The organism is Nocardioides sp. B-3 (assembly GCF_024703895.1).
Lineage (GTDB): Bacteria > Actinomycetota > Actinomycetes > Propionibacteriales > Nocardioidaceae > Nocardioides.
In genome coordinates this window covers 3,805,178-3,824,671 of record NZ_CP087968.1, presented here as the reverse complement: position 1 = coordinate 3,824,671, position 19,494 = coordinate 3,805,178, and the positions used below count along the sequence as shown (strand labels likewise).

At 70.3% G+C, this 19,494-nt stretch carries 17 protein-coding genes and 10 pseudogenes; 6 read left to right on the top strand and 21 right to left on the bottom strand.

Annotated features, from left to right (window positions below; all coding sequences use genetic code 11):
• Positions 1-214 precede the first annotated feature (214 nt).
• Positions 215-550, top strand: coding sequence for a hypothetical protein (locus LP418_RS25295; RefSeq protein WP_257954132.1), 336 nt, complete (start codon positions 215-217; stop codon positions 548-550).
• Between the two features lie 299 nt (positions 551-849).
• On the opposite strand, the gene LP418_RS25290 is transcribed toward LP418_RS25295, so the two are convergent.
• A complete protein-coding gene (locus LP418_RS25290; protein WP_257954131.1) occupies positions 850-1,725 on the bottom strand; it encodes an IS110 family transposase in 876 nt (291 codons plus the stop codon).
• 395 nt (positions 1,726-2,120) lie between these two features.
• Here LP418_RS25290 and LP418_RS25285 point away from each other — a divergent pair, with 395 nt between their 5' ends.
• Together LP418_RS25285 and LP418_RS25280 are read left to right on the top strand one after the other, a co-directional pair.
• On the top strand, positions 2,121-2,894 hold the full coding sequence (locus LP418_RS25285; RefSeq protein ID WP_257954130.1) for a M23 family metallopeptidase: 774 nt from the start codon (positions 2,121-2,123) through the stop codon (positions 2,892-2,894).
• A 33-nt stretch (positions 2,895-2,927) separates the two neighbouring features.
• Positions 2,928-3,077 carry a hypothetical protein gene (locus LP418_RS25280; RefSeq protein WP_257954129.1) on the top strand — a complete coding sequence of 50 codons (150 nt, stop codon included), beginning with the start codon at positions 2,928-2,930 and terminating at the stop codon, positions 3,075-3,077.
• A gap of 4 nt (positions 3,078-3,081) precedes the next feature.
• On the opposite strand, the pseudogene der reads toward LP418_RS25280, so the two are convergent.
• The 10 genes and pseudogenes from der to LP418_RS25225 form a co-directional block, all read right to left on the bottom strand.
• Positions 3,082-4,436: pseudogene (gene der, locus LP418_RS25275) on the bottom strand (ribosome biogenesis GTPase Der).
• Positions 4,437-4,904: 468 nt separating this feature from the next.
• Positions 4,905-5,183 (bottom strand): annotated as a pseudogene (locus tag LP418_RS25270) (lysophospholipid acyltransferase family protein); the annotation flags it as partial.
• A gap of 41 nt (positions 5,184-5,224) precedes the next feature.
• Positions 5,225-5,890, bottom strand: a complete 666-nt coding sequence (gene cmk, locus LP418_RS25265) for a (d)CMP kinase (RefSeq protein WP_257954128.1) — start codon at positions 5,888-5,890, stop codon at positions 5,225-5,227.
• Between the two features lie 11 nt (positions 5,891-5,901).
• On the bottom strand, positions 5,902-6,036 hold the full coding sequence (locus LP418_RS25260) for a hypothetical protein (protein WP_257954127.1): 135 nt from the start codon (positions 6,034-6,036) through the stop codon (positions 5,902-5,904).
• A complete protein-coding gene (locus tag LP418_RS25255) occupies positions 6,033-6,974 on the bottom strand; it encodes a prephenate dehydrogenase (protein WP_257954126.1) in 942 nt (313 codons plus the stop codon). Before LP418_RS25255 ends, LP418_RS25260 begins: the two co-directional genes overlap by 4 nt.
• Positions 6,967-7,353 (bottom strand): chorismate mutase, encoded by a 387-nt coding sequence (aroH, locus tag LP418_RS25250; protein ID WP_257954125.1) that lies wholly within the window; start codon positions 7,351-7,353, stop codon positions 6,967-6,969. Before aroH ends, LP418_RS25255 begins: the two co-directional genes overlap by 8 nt.
• A 26-nt stretch (positions 7,354-7,379) precedes the next feature.
• On the bottom strand, positions 7,380-8,180 hold the full coding sequence (locus tag LP418_RS25245; RefSeq protein ID WP_257954124.1) for a pseudouridine synthase: 801 nt from the start codon (positions 8,178-8,180) through the stop codon (positions 7,380-7,382).
• On the bottom strand, positions 8,177-8,818 hold the full coding sequence (gene scpB, locus LP418_RS25240) for an SMC-Scp complex subunit ScpB (protein WP_336275818.1): 642 nt from the start codon (positions 8,816-8,818) through the stop codon (positions 8,177-8,179). The genes LP418_RS25245 and scpB overlap by 4 nt, the downstream gene beginning before the upstream one ends.
• 95 nt (positions 8,819-8,913) lie before the next feature.
• Positions 8,914-10,146 (bottom strand): segregation and condensation protein A, encoded by a 1,233-nt coding sequence (locus tag LP418_RS25235; protein ID WP_442940006.1) that lies wholly within the window; start codon positions 10,144-10,146, stop codon positions 8,914-8,916.
• Between the two features lie 2 nt (positions 10,147-10,148).
• A pseudogene (locus LP418_RS25225) lies at positions 10,149-10,965 on the bottom strand (ParA family protein).
• 525 nt (positions 10,966-11,490) lie between these two features.
• Between LP418_RS25225 and LP418_RS25220 the strand changes: the two are divergent.
• Positions 11,491-12,366, top strand: coding sequence for a GntP family permease (locus LP418_RS25220; protein ID WP_257954123.1), 876 nt, complete (start codon positions 11,491-11,493; stop codon positions 12,364-12,366).
• A pseudogene (locus tag LP418_RS34585) lies at positions 12,339-12,662 on the top strand (GntT/GntP/DsdX family permease); the annotation flags it as partial. The gene LP418_RS25220 and the pseudogene LP418_RS34585, both read left to right, overlap by 28 nt.
• Before the next feature lie 232 nt (positions 12,663-12,894).
• On the opposite strand, the gene LP418_RS25210 reads toward LP418_RS34585, so the two are convergent.
• Positions 12,895-13,581: a FadR/GntR family transcriptional regulator gene (locus LP418_RS25210; RefSeq protein WP_257954121.1), complete on the bottom strand. Its 687-nt coding sequence runs from the start codon at positions 13,579-13,581 to the stop codon at positions 12,895-12,897.
• Between LP418_RS25210 and LP418_RS25205 the strand changes: the two genes are divergently transcribed.
• On the top strand, positions 13,567-14,139 hold the full coding sequence (locus tag LP418_RS25205) for a gluconokinase (protein WP_257954120.1): 573 nt from the start codon (positions 13,567-13,569) through the stop codon (positions 14,137-14,139). The two genes, LP418_RS25210 and LP418_RS25205, sit on opposite strands and share 15 nt — an antisense overlap.
• Before the next feature lie 9 nt (positions 14,140-14,148).
• Here LP418_RS25205 and LP418_RS31590 read toward each other — a convergent pair whose 3' ends face one another.
• The 9 genes and pseudogenes from LP418_RS31590 to LP418_RS25185 form a co-directional block, all read right to left on the bottom strand.
• A complete protein-coding gene (locus LP418_RS31590; RefSeq protein ID WP_336275817.1) occupies positions 14,149-14,319 on the bottom strand; it encodes a DUF3516 domain-containing protein in 171 nt (56 codons plus the stop codon).
• Positions 14,320-14,386: 67 nt separating this feature from the next.
• Positions 14,387-14,671 (bottom strand): annotated as a pseudogene (locus tag LP418_RS31585) (DUF3516 domain-containing protein); the annotation flags it as partial.
• A 103-nt stretch (positions 14,672-14,774) separates the two neighbouring features.
• Positions 14,775-15,326, bottom strand: a pseudogene (locus tag LP418_RS31580) (DUF3516 domain-containing protein); the annotation flags it as partial.
• 88 nt (positions 15,327-15,414) lie between these two features.
• Positions 15,415-15,870, bottom strand: a pseudogene (locus LP418_RS31575) (DUF3516 domain-containing protein); the annotation flags it as partial.
• 407 nt (positions 15,871-16,277) lie between these two features.
• A pseudogene (locus LP418_RS31570) lies at positions 16,278-16,529 on the bottom strand (hypothetical protein); the annotation flags it as partial.
• Positions 16,526-16,747, bottom strand: coding sequence for a hypothetical protein (locus tag LP418_RS31565; RefSeq protein WP_336275816.1), 222 nt, complete (start codon positions 16,745-16,747; stop codon positions 16,526-16,528). The gene LP418_RS31565 and the pseudogene LP418_RS31570, both read right to left, overlap by 4 nt.
• Positions 16,747-17,639 (bottom strand): annotated as a pseudogene (locus tag LP418_RS25195) (site-specific tyrosine recombinase XerD). Before LP418_RS25195 ends, LP418_RS31565 begins: the two are co-directional and overlap by 1 nt.
• Before the next feature lie 39 nt (positions 17,640-17,678).
• Positions 17,679-18,795 (bottom strand): annotated as a pseudogene (gene ald, locus LP418_RS25190) (alanine dehydrogenase).
• Positions 18,701-19,420: an NUDIX domain-containing protein gene (locus tag LP418_RS25185; protein WP_257954119.1), complete on the bottom strand. Its 720-nt coding sequence runs from the start codon at positions 19,418-19,420 to the stop codon at positions 18,701-18,703. The pseudogene ald and the gene LP418_RS25185 overlap by 95 nt, the downstream one beginning before the upstream one ends.
• Positions 19,421-19,494: the final 74 nt, after the last annotated feature.

Sequence of the window (19,494 nt, the reverse complement as noted above, 5' to 3'; positions counted from 1 at the left end):
CCGACCGAATTCTTCACACACATGAGGCCGTCACCGCGGACAGCGGGGCGGCCTCGTGTGCATTTCTGCTGCTGCCTCGCCACCCCGTGAACGGACCCTCTAGGCTGGTCATGGTGACCAGCGCCGGATGCAGTCCTCCGGCCATTTCGGGGGTGCCAGCAGATGGCCGTCGTCGTTGTGACCACGGCCGGGAACCAACTCGAAAAGGGTCGTCATGGCAAGCAACGAGGACAAGCCACGGCTGCCGCAACGGCGCGGGCGCAAGGCTCCGGGCGAGCTGCCGGACGGCTTCGAGCCGATCGTCCCGCTCTTCCGCAGGAGCAAGGCACCGGCGGCGGCCGAACAACCGAACCCTGCTCGCCCCCTGCCCCGCGGTGCCACTCCCCCGATTCCTGCACCGCCGGCGGCGCCCGCGCCTCGGCTCCCGGAGCCTGCCAAGGTAGTCGCCGGACCCACGCCCCGGGACAGCTCCCATGCGCGACTCCTCGCAGCGGTGATCGCGCTCATCCCGGTGCTGGTGGTCGTCGTGGCGATCATGCTCCTCGGCTGATATGTAGCCCTTGGTTGTCAAGAGGGCATGGTGAGGCGCCGCCGACACTGGGTGTGTTGGCGGCGCCTCTCTTGGCGTGGTGCCGGTGGTTGTCCTGTCGCAGCGTGTCGTTGTCGACGCGCGGTCAATGCTGATATGCGCGGGTTGGTTACCGCAGGACGGCGTGCGGCAGGAGTGGTCCGCTTCTCTGAGGTCGAGCGTCACGACGTGTTGTCGTGGCTCACAGCCGAATCGCGGACTGGGTTCTCCTCGCGCTGCTCGTCAGGACTTCGACGGGCCAGCCAAGCCTGTGGGTCGGGCTACTCCAGCACGGCCGGGGACCAGCACCAGCCGGCGAGCTCGCGGGCGATCGCGGTGTTGGCGACGGTGTTCTTCTTGTGTCGTCGGGTGTAGCTGGCCCAGCGCTGGTTCAGGCGGGTATTGCCCACGTGGGCGCGCACGCGGGCTGCTTCGGGGGCTTGTTCCCAGCGGGCGCGCAGGACCGCGCCGACGGTGTAGCGGGGCTTGTGGTGCCGGGCGGCCTCGATCAGAAGTCGCCGGGCGTGGCTGTTGCCGGTCTTGGTGATCCCACCTTGTCGGCGGGACTGGCCGCTGGAGTGTTCGGACGGTACGAGTCCGAGGTAGGCGCCGATGCTGGGGCCGTTGAACCGTTGCCAGTCGCCGATTTCGACAGCGAGCGCGAACCCGGTCAATGTCGAGATCCCGCGCAGGCAACATAGTCGGCGGGTCACGTCAGTGAACTCACTGTCAGCCGCCATCCGGGTGATCAGCCGGTCGAGCCGGTCGCGACGGGCGACGGCGAACTCGATCGCTTCGAGGTCGGCTTCGTAGGCGCATCGAGTGCCGAGCTCGTCGAACTGGATCCGGTGTAGCCGGGCGTGATGCTTCGCGGACCGAGTCGCGCCGCCGTAGTAGACGTGGCCGTGACGCAGTAGCAGCTTCGAGACCCGGTGTCGGGCCCGCATCAGGTCGCCGCGGACGTCCTCGCGGGCCCGGACTAGGTCACGTGCTGCTTCTTGGGTGATGGTCGGGACCCGGACGCTGATGATGTCGTCGTTGCGCAGCAGCTTGGCCAGCTGCAGTGCATCGCGTGCGTCGGTCTTGACGCGGTCGCCAGCCGGTCGGGCCAGTTTCGAGGGTGCCGCGACTTCGCACCGGATCTGGGCCGTGCCCATCCGCGCGCCAGTCCGAAGCCGGTCGGTCCTGCTTCGTAGGTCACCGCAACAGGGCCGGGCAGAGTCTTGACCCAGTCGATGACGACTTCACTGGCCGGGACAAGCTTCTGCTTGAACAGTTCGCCTGTCGTGGTGTCGATCGCCGTTGCGACGACCGATCGTGCGTGCACATCGAGTCCAACGCTCGTACGCTCAGTGAACACCGGGGCCTCCTATGCCTGTGGATAGGTCGAGCAGGCCGGTCCTGCCCGATAACCCACGTTCATGCATGTGAGAGGCCCCGGTCCACAACCCCTCAGGACGAGGGAGTCACGTCATACCGTCTGACCGGACTGGACCACCACGGGGCGATCTCGGCATTTCGCCCTCGCATTCGCGCGGACGCGCACACACTCGTGGGGTTGCTTTCCTCCGCGAAGGGCCCCGCTCATGTCTCCACGCCGCGCAGTCGCTCGCTCTCGTCCCGGCGTGCGCCATCGTGGCGTACGGCGCCGGGTCCGCGAGCGCCGTACCTGAGCAGACAGGGGCGGCCGCCCCGGATCCCCGACCGGGTCGCCCTCGAGCACCGGGTGCACGAGCGCGAGCTGGCCCTGACTGCGATGTTCAACGCCGCGGAACGGCACGCTGAGGTCGAGGGCGTGCGCGCCGACCGGCTCGCGGCGCTGGGCTACACCGGCAACCTGCCTGAGTTCGAGTACATCCGGCCGATCCGGGACTACCACCTGTCTGCCGGCTTCGGGCTGAGCGGACCGCTGTGGGAGAGCGTTCACACGGGCCTCGACTTCGGTGCCGCGAGTGGCACCGACCTCGTCGCCCTCGCCGACGGCACGGTCACGGAGGTGGCCTATGCGGGGGGCGTACGGCATCCGCACGATCCTCACGCTCGAGGACGGGACCGACATCTGGTACTGCCACCAGCTGACGCCGCTGGTCTTCGAGGGCCGGGGAGATCGAGATCGGCCAACCGATCGGGCTGGTGGGCTCGACCGGGAACTCCACCGGTCCGCACCTGCACCTCGAGGTCAGGCCCGACGGAGGTGCCCCGATCGACCCGGCAGCCCGGCTGGCCGGCCACGGCATGGCACCCTGAACCACCCGCAGGGATGTCCCCGCGGCCCGTCGCCTCGCCTACGTTCGAGGTATGGGACGCATCATCTCGCTGCTGGTGATCATCTGGTTGGTGATCGGGGCGTTCGCGGCCTATGACCGGGGGCTACTTCGACGACTCCGACACCAACTGCGCCGAGGCAGGGAACATCGCCCTCACCGTCCCGGCCGGCCCGCTCAACTATGCCGGCGTGAACCCGAAGGTCGACTGCGAGGACGTCGACCTGCCGGAGCCCTCGGAGTAGCCCGTCAGCGCTTGCGCTTCTCGCGCGGCTTCTGGTTGATCACGATCGGCGTCCCGACGAACCCGAACTCCTCGCGGAGGCGACGCTCCACGAAGCGCTCGTAGGACGCGTCGAGCTTGCCGCTGGTGAACAGCACGAACGTCGGCGGCGCCGTCGACGGCTGGGTGGCGAAGAGGATCTTCGGCTGCTTGCCGCTGCGCACGGGGTGCGGGTGCTCCCCCACGAGCCGACCCCGGGAAGGTGTTGAGCGCACCGGTCCCGAGCGCGTCTCCCAGCCCTCGAGCGCCTTGTCGAGCGCCGGCACCAGCCGGTCGACGTGCCAGCCGGTCTTCGCGGTGATGTTGATCCGCGGCGCCCACTGGACCTGCACGAGGTCGCGCTCGACCTCGCGCTCGAGGTAGTAGCGACGCTCGTCGTCGACGAGGTCCCACTTGTTGAAGGCGATCACCATGGCGCGGCCGGCGTCACGGATCGTCTGGATGATCCGCATGTCCTGCTCGGAGACGGTCTCACCCGCGTCGAGGACGAGTACGGCGACCTCGGCCCGATCGATGGCCGTGGAGGTGCGCAGGGACGCGTAGTACTCGTGGCCCGACGCCTCCTTGACCCGCTTGCGGATGCCGGCGGTGTCGATGAAGCGCCAGTGCGGTCACCCATGTCGATGAGCTCGTCGACCGGGTCGACGGTGGTGCCGGCGACGTTGTCGACGACGACCCGCTCGGAGCCGGCCAGCTTGTTCAGCAGGGAGGACTTGCCGACGTTGGGCTTGCCGACCAGAGCGATCCGGCGCGGTCCGCCGAGCTCCTCGCCGAAGGACTGGGGCGGCGTCTCGGGCAGCGCGGCCGGGACGGCGTCGAGCATGTCGCCCGAGCCGCGACCGTGCAGGGCCGACACCGGGAACGGCTCCCCGAGCCCGAGGTTCCACAGCCCGAAGGCCTCGGCCTCCGTGCGCAGGTCGTCGACCTTGTTGGCGGCGAGCACGACGGGCTTGCCCGACTTGCGCAGGATCTTGACGACGGCCTCGTCGGAGTCGGTGATGCCGACGGTCGCGTCGACCACGAAGAGCACGGCGTCGGCCGGGCTGACGGCGACCTCGGCCTGCAGGGCGATCCGCTCGAAGAGGCCCTCGGCGTCGGGGTCCCAGCCACCGGTGTCGACGACGGTGAAGGCGCGACCGTTCCAGTGGGCGTCGTAGGACACGCGGTCACGGGTGACGCCGGGCTTGTCCTCGACGACCGCCTCGCGGCGGCCGATGATCCGATTGACCAGCGTCGACTTCCCGACATTGGGGCGGCCCACGACGGCCAACACCGGGGTGGGGCCGGTGGGCTCGTCGTCGTACTGGTCGAACTCGGTCATGATGCTCCCTGCTGGTCGGCCGGTGTGTCGGCCTGCTGGTGTGGCTGGTCGGCCACGATGTCTGTGTGCTCGACGAACCCGGTGTCGGGCTCGATCTCGCGGTCCCCGACCGGCAACGGTCCGGGGAGGCCCCGCCCGGTGAGGGCGAGCGCGCGAGCCTGCTGCTCGCGGAGGTGCTCCCAGAGCAACGTCGAGGTGGCCAAGGTCTGTTCCCGCGTGCGGGGCCGAGGTGCACGTGCCGTGCGCCACGCTTCGCCGTACGCCAAGTCGATGCGGCCTCGACGCGGAGGGAGCGAGCTGCTCCGGCCGCCCGGCAGGCGGGTGCCGACCGGTTGACCGGGATGACCGGTGCCCCGGTGGCCGGGGCCGGGTAGCTGACGCCGTGGTGGAAGACCTCGTAGTCCCCGGACCTCGGGTGCCCTCCGGGAAGATGCCGATCGCGCCGCCGTCCTGCAGCACGCGCAGGCACGACTTGATGGCGCTGGGGTCGGCACCGAAGCGGTAGAGCGGGATCTGGCCGGCGCCGGTGAGGAGCGGGCCGAGCCTGCCCGCGAACATCTCCTGCTTCGTCAGCGCATGCACGGGTCGCGGCGACATGATCGCCAGCAGCGGTCCGTCGAGGAAGCCGACGTGGTTGGACGCGAAGATGACCGGACCGGTGGTCGGAACCGTGTCGGCACCGTGGACGTGCAGGTCCCAGTAGGCGCGGATGGCGGCGCTGGCGACCGGACGGAGCCCGCGGAGCATGGCCTTGCGTGGGTGGCGCGCGCTCGGGCGCGGGAGGTCGGTCACTCGCCGTCCCCCGACACCGCCTCCACGAGCGCGACGACCTGCGAGATGACCTCGTCCGGGGTGTACGGCGTGGTGTCGATGTGGACTGCGCCGTCGGCCATCGTCAGCGGCGCCGTGACGCGGCCGGAGTCGATGCGGTCGCGGGCCCGGAGGGACTCCTGCGTCGCGGCGACGTCACCGCCGGCCTCGGCGGCCCGGCGCACGGCACGGGCCTCGGGGTCGGCGCTGAGGTAGAGCTTCAGGGCCGCGTCGGGTGCGACCACGGAGCCGATGTCGCGCCCCTCGACGACGATCCCGCCCTTGCCGATGATGTCTCGCTGGAGCTCGAGCAGCCGGGCACGGACGGCCGGGACGGCGCTGACCGGGCTGACGGCGGCGTTGACCTCGTCGCTGCGGATCGCGAAGGACGCGTCCCGTCCGTCGACCGGGATCGTCGGGTCAGGCGGGTCGGTGCCGGACACGATGACCGGCTCGCCGGAGCGCGCCGCAATCGCGTCGGGGTCGGTCAGGTCGACGCCGTGGCTGAGCATCCACCGGGTGACGGCGCGGAACATGGCACCGGTGTCGAGGTAACGCAGACCGAGGCGGGCGGCGACGCCGCGCGACGTGCTGGACTTGCCGGAGCCGGAGGGTCCATCGATGGCAACGACAAGGGAACTCACGACAGGTGAGCCTACCGGTGAGTCGTCCAACCGCGAGATTCCAGAGCCCCCAGCAGGTGCTCCGCGCGACCGGCCTCCACGACCAGCTCGGTCAGGCCCACGGGCCGCCCCGGATCGTGGTCGATGTGCACGTCCTCGATGTTCACGCCGATCTCGCCGGCGTCCCCGAAGAGCCGTGCCAGCTCGCCGGGATGGTCGGGGACGGACACGAACACCGAGCGCATGGGCCGGACCGGGCCGCCGTGCTTGCCGGGGATGGCCTGCGTGCCGCTGACGCCGGCGCTGAGGATGCGGTGCAGCGCCCCACGCTCGTCGTCCGCACGGCGGCGATCAGGTCGTCGAGCTGCTCGCGCAGCTCGCCCAGCAGGTCGGTGACCGCGTCGGCGTTGGCGCCGAGGATCTGCTGCCACAGCGCCGGGTCGCTGGCCGCGATGCGGGTGACGTCGCGCACGCCCCGGCCCGACAGCGCGAGGTGCTCGGCCGGCGCTCCGGCCGGGCGGCCGGCGACGAGCACGGCGGCAAGGTGCGGCAGGTGCGAGGTGCGCGCGACCGCCGAGTCGTGCTCCTCCGGGGACAGCGTGGTGGGCACAGCCCCGCAGATCGCGACCAGCTCGCCGACCGCCTTGGTCGCCTCCGGTGACGACGTCACGTGCGGGGTGATCGCCCACGGACGGCCGTCGAAGAGCGCGGCACTCGCGGCGAGCGGCCCGGAGCGCTCGCTGCCGGCCATCGGGTGCGAGCCGACGTAGCGGCTGAGCTGTGCCGCATCGACACGTTGGGCGACCTCGTGCAGCGGCCGGCTCTTGATGCTGCCCACATCGGTGACGAGCGCGTCGCCGTCCGTGAGGGCGTCGACGATCGCGTCGGCCAGATGATCGGGGGGTACGGCGACCACGACCAGCACAGGTCGGTCGTCTGCGGACCTCGGCCGGCCGGCACCGAGCCCGCTGGCAGTGCGCACGTGCTCGGCGGAGAGATCGGTCAGCACGACGTCGATCCCCGCACGTCGGCACGCCAACGCGATCGACGTACCGACCGGGCCGGTGCCGACGATCTCGACGAGCCCCAGCGGGGTGTCAGTCATCGCCGAGGACGTCGCGCGTCTTGGTCAGGTCGCGGCGGAGGTTGGCCGCACCGTGGAGGTAGACGTGGGTGATGTCGGCGCGGGGAAGGTCGGTCTCCACGTGCGCCATCATCCGCACGCACCGGGGCATCGATCCCTCGATCTCGAGCTCGCGGGCGCAGATCAACGGCACGTCGCCGAACCCGAGGCGGCGCGCGGCATAGGCGGGGAACTCGGCGACCGGGTCGCTGGTCGCGGTGAAGATGACGGAGATGAAGTCGTCGACGGACAGGTCGTTGACCGTCATCAGCTCGGTCACCATCTCGGCCACCCGGTCGAGCATGTGCTCACGGGTGTCCGCGTCGAGTTGGGTCGCGCCCCTGATTGCCCCGGTTGCCACGGGCGCAACCCTATCCGCGGGACCGCTCAGAGCTCCGCGGTGTCCATCAGCTCGCCGAGCTCGGTGATCGTCAGCTCACGCATCTCCCCCACGCCCAGCTTGCCCAGCGAGATCGGCCCGATCTGGGTGCGGGTGAGCATCGTCACCGGGTGCCCGACGTGTTCCGGGAGCCGGCGCACGATCCGGTTGCGTCCCTCGTGGATGACCAGCTCGATGATGGTGCGGTCGCGCGACGTCCGGCCGTGGCTGCCCTCGACCACCCGGGCGCGGGAGACCGCGACCGGCCCGTCATCGAGGGTGACGCCCGCGAGCAGCTGCTTGACGATCCCCTTGTGCAGCTGCCCCTCGACCTCGGCGACGTAGGTCTTCTCGATCTCGAACGAGGGGTGCGCCAGCCGCTGGGCGAAGTCGCCGTCGTTGGTCAGGATGATCAGGCCGGAAGTGTCGGTGTCGAGGCGTCCGACGTGGAAGAGCCGTTCGGGACGGTCGGCCACCGGGTCACCGAGGTGGCGACGACCCTCCGGGTCGCTCATCGTGGAGACGACACCACGCGGCTTGTTGAGCACGAGGTAGACCGAGGCGCTGATCGGCGGCAGCCGCCGGCCCTCCACCCGGATCACGGCCGTGCGCGGATCGACCTTGGTGCCGAGGCGGGTGACGACCTCGCCGTCGACCTCGACCGCGCCCTCGAGCATCAGCTCCTCGCACTTGCGCCGGCTCGCGACTCCCGACTGGGCCAACAGCTTCTGCAGCCGGATCAGGCCGTCGTCGTCGGTGTCGGGGCGCTGGGACGCGGGGTGGGTGTCCTTCTCGTCATGCGGCTTCACGCTATTTCGGTCCCGCCATCTGGTTCGGTGCCCTCACCGCTGTGCGGGGCATGGTGCACGCCGAGGTGGGGCGCCGGCTCGGCCGCCGCGTCCTCGGCGGGCGTGACGACCGGCTCCGGGGCGGGCGCGGCCATCTGGCTCAGCTCGTCCTCGAGGTCCTCCATGTCGGGGAGGTACGGCGCCAGCTCGGGCAGCTCCTCGAGCGAGCTGATCCCGATGCGGTCGAGGAAGTAGGTCGTGGTCCGGTAGAGGTTGGCGCCGGTGTCGACGTCCCGGCCGGCCTCCTCGACCAGCCCGCGGGTGAGCAGCGTGCGCATCACGCCGTCGACGCTGACGCCGCGCACGGCCGACACCCGGGCCCGGGACACCGGCTGCTTGTAGGCGACCACCGCGAGGGTCTCCAGTGCCGCCTGCGTCAGGCGGGCCTGCTGACCCTCCAGCACGAAGCTCTCGACGACTCCGGCGAACTCGTCGCGCGTGTAGTAGCGCCAGCCGCCGGCGACGCTGCGCAGCTCGAAGCCGCGACCCTGCTCGGTGTAGTCCGCCGCGAGCGCACGCAGCGCCTCGTCGACGGCCTCGACCGGGTGCCCGACGACGGAGGCGAGCTGCACCTTGTCGAGTGCCCGGTCGGCGACCATCAGGATCGCCTCCGGGGGCCGGGCGCAGGTCGGCGACCTCGACCGCGAGCGTCTCGACGTCCGCCACCTGCTCGGTGTCGGACTCGCTGGGTGTCTCACTCATCGGCGTACTCCCGGCTCTGCTGGTCCTCAGGCTGGTCCCCCACTGACGACTCTGCCTCGGGCGGCGCACCATCGAACTCGTCGGTGATCTCGACCTCCGCGTCATCGTCCCCGGTCCACCTCACCGTGAGCTCGCCCAGCGGCGTGACACGGTCGAAGGCGACGACGCCCTCGCGGAAGAGCTCGAGCAGCGAGAGGAACCGCGCCACGGTCGTCAGCCGGTCCGGCGAGTCGCCGCACAGGGCACGGAAGGTCGCCGTCCCGGCGTGCCGCAGCCGGTCCATCACGATGCCGGCCTGCTCGCGCACGCTCACCTTGGCGGCATGGATGTGCTGCATCGAGATCTCGAGCACCGGCTTGGGCTCCATGGCCTTGGCCGCCAGCTCGGCGAACTGCTCGAGGCCGATCCCGATCAGGACCTCCGGGAGCAGCGTCGCGAACCGCTCCTCCAGCCCGACCTGACGGGGGTGCCGGGTCGCCTCGGCCGCGAGCCGTTGCTCGAGCACGCCGGCGACGAGCTTGAACGCGCGGTACTGCATGAGTCGGGCGAACAGCAGGTCGCGCGCCTCGAGCAGGGCGAGGTCCTCCTCGTCCTCCACGTCACCCTGCGGCAGCAGCCGCGCCGCCTTGAGGTCGAGCAGGGTCGAGGCGACCAGCAGGAACGACGTCGTCTGCTCGAGGTCCCACGCCTTGCCGCCCACCTTGATGTGGGCGATGAACTCGTCGGTGACCTGCGACAGCGCGACCTCGGTGATGTCGAGCTTGTGCTTCGAGATCAGGCTGAGCAGCAGGTCGAACGGTCCCTCGAAGTTGTCGAGGCGTACGGCGAAGGCCGGCGTCTCGCCGTCCGCGGGGGTCTCGGGTGCGAGCGTCGCGCCGTGGTGTCGGGCGCTCACTCCTCCGTCAGCCGCCGGACCGGGGGCGCTGTCGTCCCCGTTGGCCTCGAAGTCGGCCAGCACCAGCGCGATCGCTTCGCGCACCAGTCGGCCACGATCGACTGCCAACCCGTTGGCGCGCCGCAGCATGAGGCGCGTGTGCTCGATGTCGAGCAGCTCGTCGGAGGTGACGTAGACGGTCATCTTCTCGTCGTGGCGAACGCGACCGCTCGGCTTCTTCGGCCCGTTCTCGGCCTCGGTCTCGGGCTGGTCGGCGACCGCCCGGACCGGACGTGCCGCGGCCTCGGTGCCTTCGGCGGTGGTGCGGAAGAGGTCGTCGGCGGTCGGCATGCTCACTCTGCGGGCCATCGGGTGATCACCTCCCCGCGAGCTCGCGGTAGTGACCGGCACCGGTCGAGGTGGAGGCGTAGGAGGTGATGGGCTCTCCGGCGACGGTGGCGTCGGAGAACTTGACCGTCCGGCGGATCACCGTGTGGAAGACCTTGTCGCCCCACGCCCGGACGAGCCGCTCCATGACCTCACGGCTGTGCAGGGTGCGACCGTCGAACATGGTCCCCGGGATGCCGTCGACCTCGAGCTTGGGATTGAGTCGCTCGCGCACCTTGTCGATGGTCGACTTGAGCAGCGCGACGCCGCGCACGCGAAGTATTCGCACTCCAGCGGGACGATCACCCCGTCGGACGCGGTCAGCGCGTTGACGGTGAGCAGGCCCAGCGACGGCTGGCAGTCGATCAGGATGATGTCGTAGTTCTCCAGCGCCGGCGCGAGCACCCGCTGCAGGGTCTGCTCGCGGGCGACCTCGTGCACCAGCTGCACCTCGGCGGCCGACAGGTCGATGTTGGAGGGCAGCAGGTCCATGCCGGGCACGCCGGTGGGGACCACCACTCCTCCTCGAGCGCGACATCGCGCTGCATGAGCAGGTTGTAGATGCTCAGGTCCATCTCATGGGGATTCAGCCCCAGTCCGACCGACAGCGAGCCCTGCGGGTCGAAGTCGACGAGCAGCACCTTGCGGCCGTACTCGGCCAGCGAGGCGCCCAAGGTTGATGGTGGTCGTGGTCTTGCCCACGCCACCCTTCTGGTTGCACATCGAGACCACGCGGGCCCGGGTGCGCGCACCGACGGGGCCGGGCTCGGGGAACGTCGGCATCGGCCGGCCGGTGGGACCGAGCACTCGCTCCGTCGACGGGGCGGCCTCCCCGGGTCGTGGCCTCCACGGTGGGCTCCTCAGGTCGGATGAAGGGAAGGGGCTCGCTCAGCGACGCCGGCGCGCCACTCATCGCCGGCATGCTGGGCCGGGGCGTACTCACGAGTGGTGGCATCTCGGCGGCGCTGCTGCCGGACTGGCCCGGGAACGGGTTGAAACCACCATTTGTCATCGAGAGCGCTCCTAGTTCGACTGATCCGATTGCACCACGCCCGAGCCCGCGAACTTTGTCGACACGGCGACACTTCCCACGTCAGGTTCCGGGCGAGCCTAGGACCCTGCCCCCGCACCCACAACAGGTGGGGCCAGTCCCACAACCCCGCACCCAAATCTGTGCACGACCCCCCGGTTGAGTGCACAGGGGGTTCCCGGGTGTGCACAAACCTGTGCACACCCGTCTTGTAAAGGTACTACCTTTCAGGCATCATGCTCCGAGACATGTGACCGCCCTCACTTCGGAGATCCCTGATGGAAAACCTCGAACCGGCCTACAGCACGCCGGTCCTCCTGCTCATCGCAGCCGCGGCCGTCGGCCTTCTGCTCCTGCTCGTGATGAAGGTGCGACTGCACGCGTTCATCGCGCTCGTGCTGGTCAGCTTGGTGACCGCCGTCGCGGCCGGGATCCCGATCGCGCAAGTTCCCGCGGCCCTCCTCGCCGGGTTCGGGACCACGTTGGGCTCGGTGGCGCTCCCGGTGGGCTTCGGGGTGATGCTGGGCCGCCTCCCGGAGGTCACCGGTGGCGCCCGAGTGCTGGCGGACAGCCTGATCAATCGCTTCGGGGAGGCTCGTGCGCCCTTCGCCCTTGGTGTTGCCGCCCTGATCTTCGGCTTCCCGATCTTCTTCGACGCAGGCCTCGTGGTCTTCCTGCCGATCATCTTGACCGTGGCCCGACGCTTCGGCGGCTCCGTGCTCTACTACGCCCTGCCCGCGGCGGGCGCCTTCGCCGCCATGCACGCCATCGTTCCCCCGCACCCCGGTCCGGTCGCTGCCGGTACGGCGCTGGGTGCCGACATCGGCGTCGTCCTGCTCATCGGTGTCCCGGTGGCCGTCGCTTCCCTGGTACGTCGGCGTCTACCTCGTCTCCCGGTTCCCGGGGGCCCGCTTCGACGTGCCCGTCCCGACTCTGCTGTTCGGCGAGGTCAACGGCGGCGAGGGTGCCACCGAGCGCCCGGCCCCGGTGCCGCCGGCCTTCGCGACTGTCCTCGGCCTGCTGCTGGTCCCGCTCTTCCTCATCTCGTTCAACACCGTCCTGACCACCCTCGTCACCAACGGCACCCTTGCCGAGGGCCAGACCTCGGGTCGAGGTCCTCCAGCTCATGGGCAACACTCCCGTCGCCCTGTTGATCAGCCTGCTCGTCGCGATCGCCGTCCTCGGCCGGCACAACGGGACGCTCTCCGAGACCATGGACGTGCTCGACAAGGCCCTCGGGCCCATCTGCTCGATCATCCTGATCACGGGCGCCGGCGGCATGTTCGGCGGTGTCCTGCGCACCAGCGGTATCGGTGACGCACTCACCTCGTCGCTGTCCGGCCTCGGCCTGCCGCTGCTGCTCCGGGCGTTCCTCATCGCGACCGCGCTGCGCGTCGCCCGGGGGTCGGCCACGGTCGCCCTGACGACGACCGCCGGCCTCATCGCCACCCGGGCCGCCGGACTCGACAACGTGCATCTCACCCTGCTGGTGGTGGCCATCGCGGCAGGGCTCCACCGTGCTCTCGCACGTCAACGACTCCGGCTTCTGGCTGGTGAGCCGGTTCTTCGGGATGGACGAGAAGACCACGCTCAAGACCACGGACCGTCATGGAGACCACCCTCGGGGTGAGTGCGTTCGCGCTGGCAGCGATCCTGTGGCCGGTGGCAGGACTGCTGTGACGTCAGCGGGGGTGGCCGAGGTCGGAGACGACCTCGGCCACGATCGCGGTCATCGCGTAGCGGGCGACATCGGCCTCTCCCCCTGCCACCGCCTCTGCGACGACTGGTGGAGCCGGCGGGCCTCCCCGCTTGGGCTGCTTGGGCATCAGGTCGTGCTCGGTGCGGCCGCGCAGCACTCCCTCGACCACGTCGCCGAGACCGGAGAACATGACGTTGCCCGAGGCGCGGAGGAGCAACCGGTGGAACTCGATGTCCTGCTCGAGGAAGGTCTGCAGGTCTCCGGCCGCGCCGGAGACCTCCATCTGCTCGGCGATGCGGACGATCTCGGCGCGCTGCTCGGCGTCGGCGTGCGTGGCGGCGAGTGCGGCCGAGGCCGGCTCGATGGCCGCGCGCAGCTCGGCGAGCTCGTGGAGGTGCCGGAGCCGGTGCACACCGTCCAGTCGCCAGCGGATGATCGCCGGGTCGTAGTCGTCCCACTGCGCGCGCGGCAGGATCCTGATGCCGGTTCGGCGCCGGCTCTCGACCGGGCCCATCGACACCAGCACCTGCACGACCTCCCGGGCGACGGTCCGCGAGACACCGTAGGTCTCCCCGATCCAGTCCGGGGTGATGACGGCCCCCTCGACGAGGTCACCTCGCACGATCCGGGGGCCGACCTCGCCGAGGACGGTGGCATGAGCGGTCGGCACGTCCAGCAGACTAGCCGCGCGCCGCGGGTCCCCGGGCGTCACGACACGGTGGTGCGGCCCCGGCACCTCGTGGTGATGGGAGTCTCGGGCACCGGCAAGACGACCGTCGCCTCCCGGCTGGCCGAGCGCTACGGGTCGCAGTTCATCGAGGGCGACAGCCTCCACCCGCCCGCCAACATCGCGAAGATGTCGGCGGGCATCCCCCTCGACGACGACGACAGGTGGCCGTGGCTGGAGGTGCTGGCCTCGCTGCTGGCCTTCCACCACGACGAGGACCTGTCCAGCGTCCTCACCTGCTCAGCGCTCAAGCGCGGCTACCGCGACGTGCTGCGAGCCGGTGTGCCGGACGGATCGGTGTTCTTCGTGCATCTCGCCGCCCCGTTCGAGGTCCTGCGATCACGCATGGAGTCCCGCGAGCACTTCATGCCGGCATCCCTGCTCCAGTCGCAGTTCGACACGCTCGAACCCCTCGCGGCCGACGAGCGCGGTGCCGTCTTCGACGTCTCCCACCCGGTCGAGGCCGTGATCGCCGAGATCGCCGACACGCTCGGCGGCTGAGGCGCTGGCCTACAGCCGCCGCATGGCGACCGTCGGCAGCACCAGCTCGCCGGCCTCGTCGGACGCGTCGCAGTCGATGAGCGCGTCGATCACCCAGTCGTGGTGACCCTCCGGGTCGTGGATCGTCTGGCGTACGTCGCGGACGCGCGCTCGTCCCCTCCTCGGCGCCGACTGGCTCACCGGTGCGTTCCGGACCGACCTCCAGCAGTGACGGTCCGCGCGCATCACCGTCGACCGGGACCGTGTCGTGCTCGGCGTAGTAGTCCTCGATCGCCTGGTCCCAGACGGACCGACCCATGCCGACGGTGCGCGGCGGGTCGGTGCGCTCGGCCGCGGACCGCTCGAGACGCATCAGTCCATCGAGGTCGTCGCGCGACACCGGGTCGACGCGTGCCCACATGGCGTTGCGGACCATCACCTCGAACGTACGACCCTGCTTGCTGATCGGGCGCGGCGGCGGTGGCGGCTCGTGGTGCGCGACCCGGCCCGGCACGTGCTCGGGATCGCTGAGTGCCTCCCACTCGTCGAGCAGCGAGGAGTCGGTCTGGCGGATGGTCTCGCCCAGCCACTCCGACCAGGTCGTCCAGCTCCGGCGTGCGATGTGACTCCGGGACGGTCTGGCGCAGGGTGCGGTAGGCGTCCGTGAGGTAGCGCAGCACCGGGCCCTCGGACCGGGCGAGCTGGTAGCGCCCGACGAAGTCGGTGAAGCTCATCCCCTGCTCCCACATCATCCGCACGACCGTCTTCGGCGACAGCGCGTCCTCGCGCAGCCACGGGTGCCGTTGCCGGTAGGTCTCGTACAAGCCCTCCAGCAGCTCGGACAGCGGCTGCGGCCGAGTGATCGCGTCGAGCAGCGCCATCCGCTCGTCGTACTCGATGCCGTCGGCCTTCATCTCCTGCACGGCCTCGCCGCGGGCCGCGAACTGCTGGGCCATCAGGATCTGCCGTGGTGCCTCGAGCACGGACTCGATGACGGTCACGATGTCGAGGGTGTAGGTCTCGGACTCCGGGTCGAGGACGTCGAGCGCCGCGAGTGCGAAGTGCGCCAGCGGCTGGTTGAGCGCGAAGTCGGCGGGCAGGTCGACAGTCATCACGTAGCGCCGTCCGAACTGATCGACCTCGTCGAGCCGGGTGAACACCTCGGTGCGGAGCAGGCTGCGTGCCAGTCGCAGCGCCCGGCGCGACAACCGCAGCTGGCTTCGTCGGTCCCTCGTGGTTGTCGTTCAGCAGTCGCCGCATCACCGCGAAGGAGTCCTCCTCGCGGGTGGCGACGTTGATCAGCATCGCGTTGTCGACCTTCATCCGCGACACCAGCTGCTCGGGCACGCCGGCGACGAGCTTGTCGAAGGTCTGCTCGGTCCACACGACCGTGCCCTCGGGCGGCTTCTTCAGCTGCGCCTTGGACTTGCGCTTCGCGTTGGCACCGGGTGCCGCGTTCTTCGCCTCGGCCTTGGCCTTCGCCCGCTCGTTGTCGATGACGTGCTCCGGTGCCTGTACGACGACGTAGCCGGCCGTGTCGAAACCGGCCCTGCCCGCCCGGCCGGCGATCTGGAGGAACTCGCGCGTCCGCAGCACCCGCTGCCGGTTGCCGTCGAACTTCGCGAGCCCGGTGAACAGGACCGTCCGGATCGGCACGTTGATGCCGACACCGAGGGTGTCGGTGCCGCAGATGACGGTGAGCAGACCGGACTGCGCGAGCTGCTCCACGAGTCGGCGGTACTTCGGCAGCATGCCTGCGTGGTGCACCCCGATGCCGTTGCGCACGAGCTTGGACAGCGTCTTGCCGAAGCCGGCACCGAAGCGGAACCCGCCGATGCGGTCGGCGAGTGCCTCCTTGTCCACCGTGAAGGTGCCCTTGGCGTTGAGCAGCGCCACCGCGTGCTCGACCGCGGCCGCCCTGGGTGAAGTGCACGACGTAGACCGGCGCCCTGGTTGGTGCTCACCAGCTCCTCGAGCGTCTCGCCGAGGTGCTCGAGCGACCACGAGAACGTCAGCGGCACCGGGCGCTCGGCGTCGTCCACGACGGCGACGTCGCGACCGGTGCGCCGCTTGAGGTCTTCGGCGAAGAACGACACGTCGCCCAACGTCGCCGACATCAGCAGGAACTGCGTGTCGAGCAGCTCCAGCAGCGGCACCTGCCACGCCCAGCCGCGCTCCGGCTCGGCGTAGAAGTGGAACTCGTCCATGACGACCAGCCCCACATCGGCCGCCCTGCCCTCGCGCAGCGCCAGGTTGGCCGGGATCTCCGCCGTACAACAGATGATCGGCGCGTCCGCGTTGACCGCCGCGTCGCCGGTGAGCATGCCGACGTTGTCAGCACCGAAGACCTCGCACAGGGCGAAGAACTTCTCGCTGACCAAGGCCTTGATCGGCGCGGTGTAGAAGCTCACCTTGTCCGGGCCAGCGCGGCCGCGTGGGCCCCGATCGCCACCAGCGACTTCCCGGAGCCGGTCGGGGTCGCAAGGATGACGTGGTTGCCGCCGACCAGCTCCATGACGGCTTCGTCCCGGTGTGGATAGAGACCGAGGCCCTGCTCCCCCACCCACGTCGTGAAGGCGTCGTAGACGGCGTCCGCGTCCCCGCGCACGTTGCTCAGCTGGGTGGCCATCAGTCCCTCGCTCGTGGGTGCGCAGTCGCGAAGACCTCGCGCAGGTTGTCGACGGTCACCGGGGGTGTAGACCTGCGTCGTCGTGACGGACGCGTGCCCGAGCAGCTCCCGGACGACGCGCACGTCGGCGCCCCCGTCGAGCAGGTGCGTGGCGAACGAGTGGCGCAGCGTGTGGGGCGAGACGTCACGGGTCACGCCGGCGCGCTCGGCCGCCTTCACCAGCACCGCCCACGCGCTCTGCCGCGACAGCCGGCCGCCGCGGGAGTTGAGGAACATCGCTCCTCCGGGCGTCTTCGCGACCACCAGCTCGGGGCGGGCACGCGTGAGGTAGGCCGCGACGGCTTCGAGGGCGTAGCCACCGATCGGCACCAGCCGTTCCTTGGATCCCTTGCCCCGGAGCAGCACCGTCGCGTCGATCGTGTCGATGTCGTCCACGTCGAGGCCGACGGCCTCGGAGATGCGGGCGCCGGTGCCGTAGAGCACCTCCAGCAGTGCCCGGTCGCGCAGCGCGAGCGTCGTGTCGGGAGCGCCGGCCGCCTCGAGGATCGCCTCCACGTCGGAGAGCGGCAGCGCCTTCGGCAACCGCTTCGCCGGCGTCGGCGGCTTCACCGCGCTGGCCGGGTCGAGGGTGGCGAGACCGTCCGACACGGCGAACTTGTGGAAGCCCCGGACCGCCACCACCGTGCGGGCCGCCGAGGTCGAGCTCAGGGGCGGGTGGTGGGCGTCACCCTCGCGCAGTCGCATCAGGAAACCCCGACACGACCGCCTCGGTCACCTCGTCGAGCGTGCCCACACCCTCCCGGGCCGGGTGTTCGGCGTACCGCCTCAAGTCGCGGCGGTAGGACGACAAGGTGTTGGCCGCCGGGCCGCGCTCGACCGCCGGGTGGTCCAGGGTAGGTGCGGATGGCGCGCGTCAGTGCGGCCGTGTCAGTCACGCGAGGACGGTATCCAGACCCACGGCCTCGATGCCCACCGCCTCACCCACGGGACCGTTCGTGAGGTGGCCGTCGTGGGTGTTCAGCCCGAGCGCGAGGCTGTGGTCGTCCCGGCAGGCACGCGCCCAGCCCTTGTCGGCCAGCGCCACCGCGTAGGGCAGTGTCACGTTGGTGAGGGCGTACGTCGACGTGTGGGGCACCGCGCCGGGCATGTTGGCCACGCAGTAGAAGATCGAGTCGTGCACCTTGTAGGTCGGGTCGTCGTGCGTCGTGGGACGTGAGTCCTCGAAGCAGCCGCCCTGGGTCGATCGAGATGTCCACGAGCACCGAGCCCGGCTTCATCCGCGACACCGGGTCGTTGGAGATCAGCATCGGCGCCTTGGCGCCGTGCACCAGCACGGCGCCGATGACGAGGTCGGCGTCCGGGCAGGCGCGCTCGATCTCGTAGCCGTTGGACGCGATGGTCTGCAGGTGGCCCCGGTAGATCCGGTCGGCCGCGCGCAGCTTGTTGATGTCCTTGTCGAGCAGCAGGACCTCCGCGTGCATGCCGAGTGCGATCGCCGCGGCGTTCATGCCGGAGACGCCGGCACCGATCACGACGACCTTGCCGTGGTAGACCCCGGAGACGCCACCGAGCAGAACGCCGCGGCCGCCGCCGGCGCGCATCAGGTGGTAGGCCCCGGCCTGCGGCGCAAGGCGGCCGGCGACCTCCGACATCGGGTGCAGCAGCGGCAGCGCACCGTCGGGCGTCTGCACGGTCTCGTAGGCGATGCCGGTGACCTTGCGCCTGATCAGCTCCTCGGTCAGCGGCTTGTCCGCGGCGAGGTGGAGGTAGGTGAACAGCACCTGCCCGGCGCGCAGGCGCGGATACTCCTCCTCGATCGGCTCCTTGACCTTCAAGATCAGCTCGCCGAACTCCCAGACGTCGTCGGCGCCCGGGAGGATCCGCGCCCCGGCAGCGACGAACTCCTCGTCCGCGATCGACGACCCCAGCCCGGCACCTTCCTGTACGGCGACGTCATGCCCGTGCACGGTGAGCTCGTGCACCCCGGCCGGCGTGATGGCCACGCGGTACTCGTGGTTCTTGACTTCCTTGGGTACGCCGACCTTCACCATGTCTCCTCGAGGTCATCGTGACGCGCGTCACAGCAGACCGACAGTACAACCACCTCGGTGTCACACCGCGCCGAGCGCGCCACGTCGCTGGAGGACGTCGTAGGCGAGGACCGCCCGGGCCAGCGGACCCTGTCGGACGCGCCCGTCCAGCACCGCGTCGAGCAGGTCGGACATCGGCGCCCAGAAGACCTCCATCTCCGCCTCCTCGTGCACCATCGCGAAGTCGCCGCGGGCCGAGACCGAGAGCCCGCGGGCCGGGGAAGATGTCGTGGGACTCCTCGCTGATCCCGGCACTGGCGAACGTGCTGAGCAGCAGCTGCCACGACGTGGCCGCCAGCTCGGCCTCCTCGCGCAGCTCTCGCTTCGCGGTCTCGACCGACGGCTCTCCGGCCGCATCACGCAGTCCCGCGGGCAGCTCGACGAACTCGCGCTGCGTCGTGTGGCGGTACTGCCGCAGGCACAGGACCCGTTCGTCGTCGTCGACAGCGAGGACCACGACCGCCCCCGGATGCTCCAGCGAGAGCCGTGTGAACTCGTCCTCGGGGTGGCCCGGGCGCGTGACGACGTCCTCGCGCAACGCCACGATCCAGCCGTCCCGGTGCAGGTCCCGACTGCGGGACACGGGCGAGAGGCGGGTCGGTCGGCGAGCAATTCGTCCATGCCCACGAATTTAGCGGGCGGCTGACCTGTGAGTAC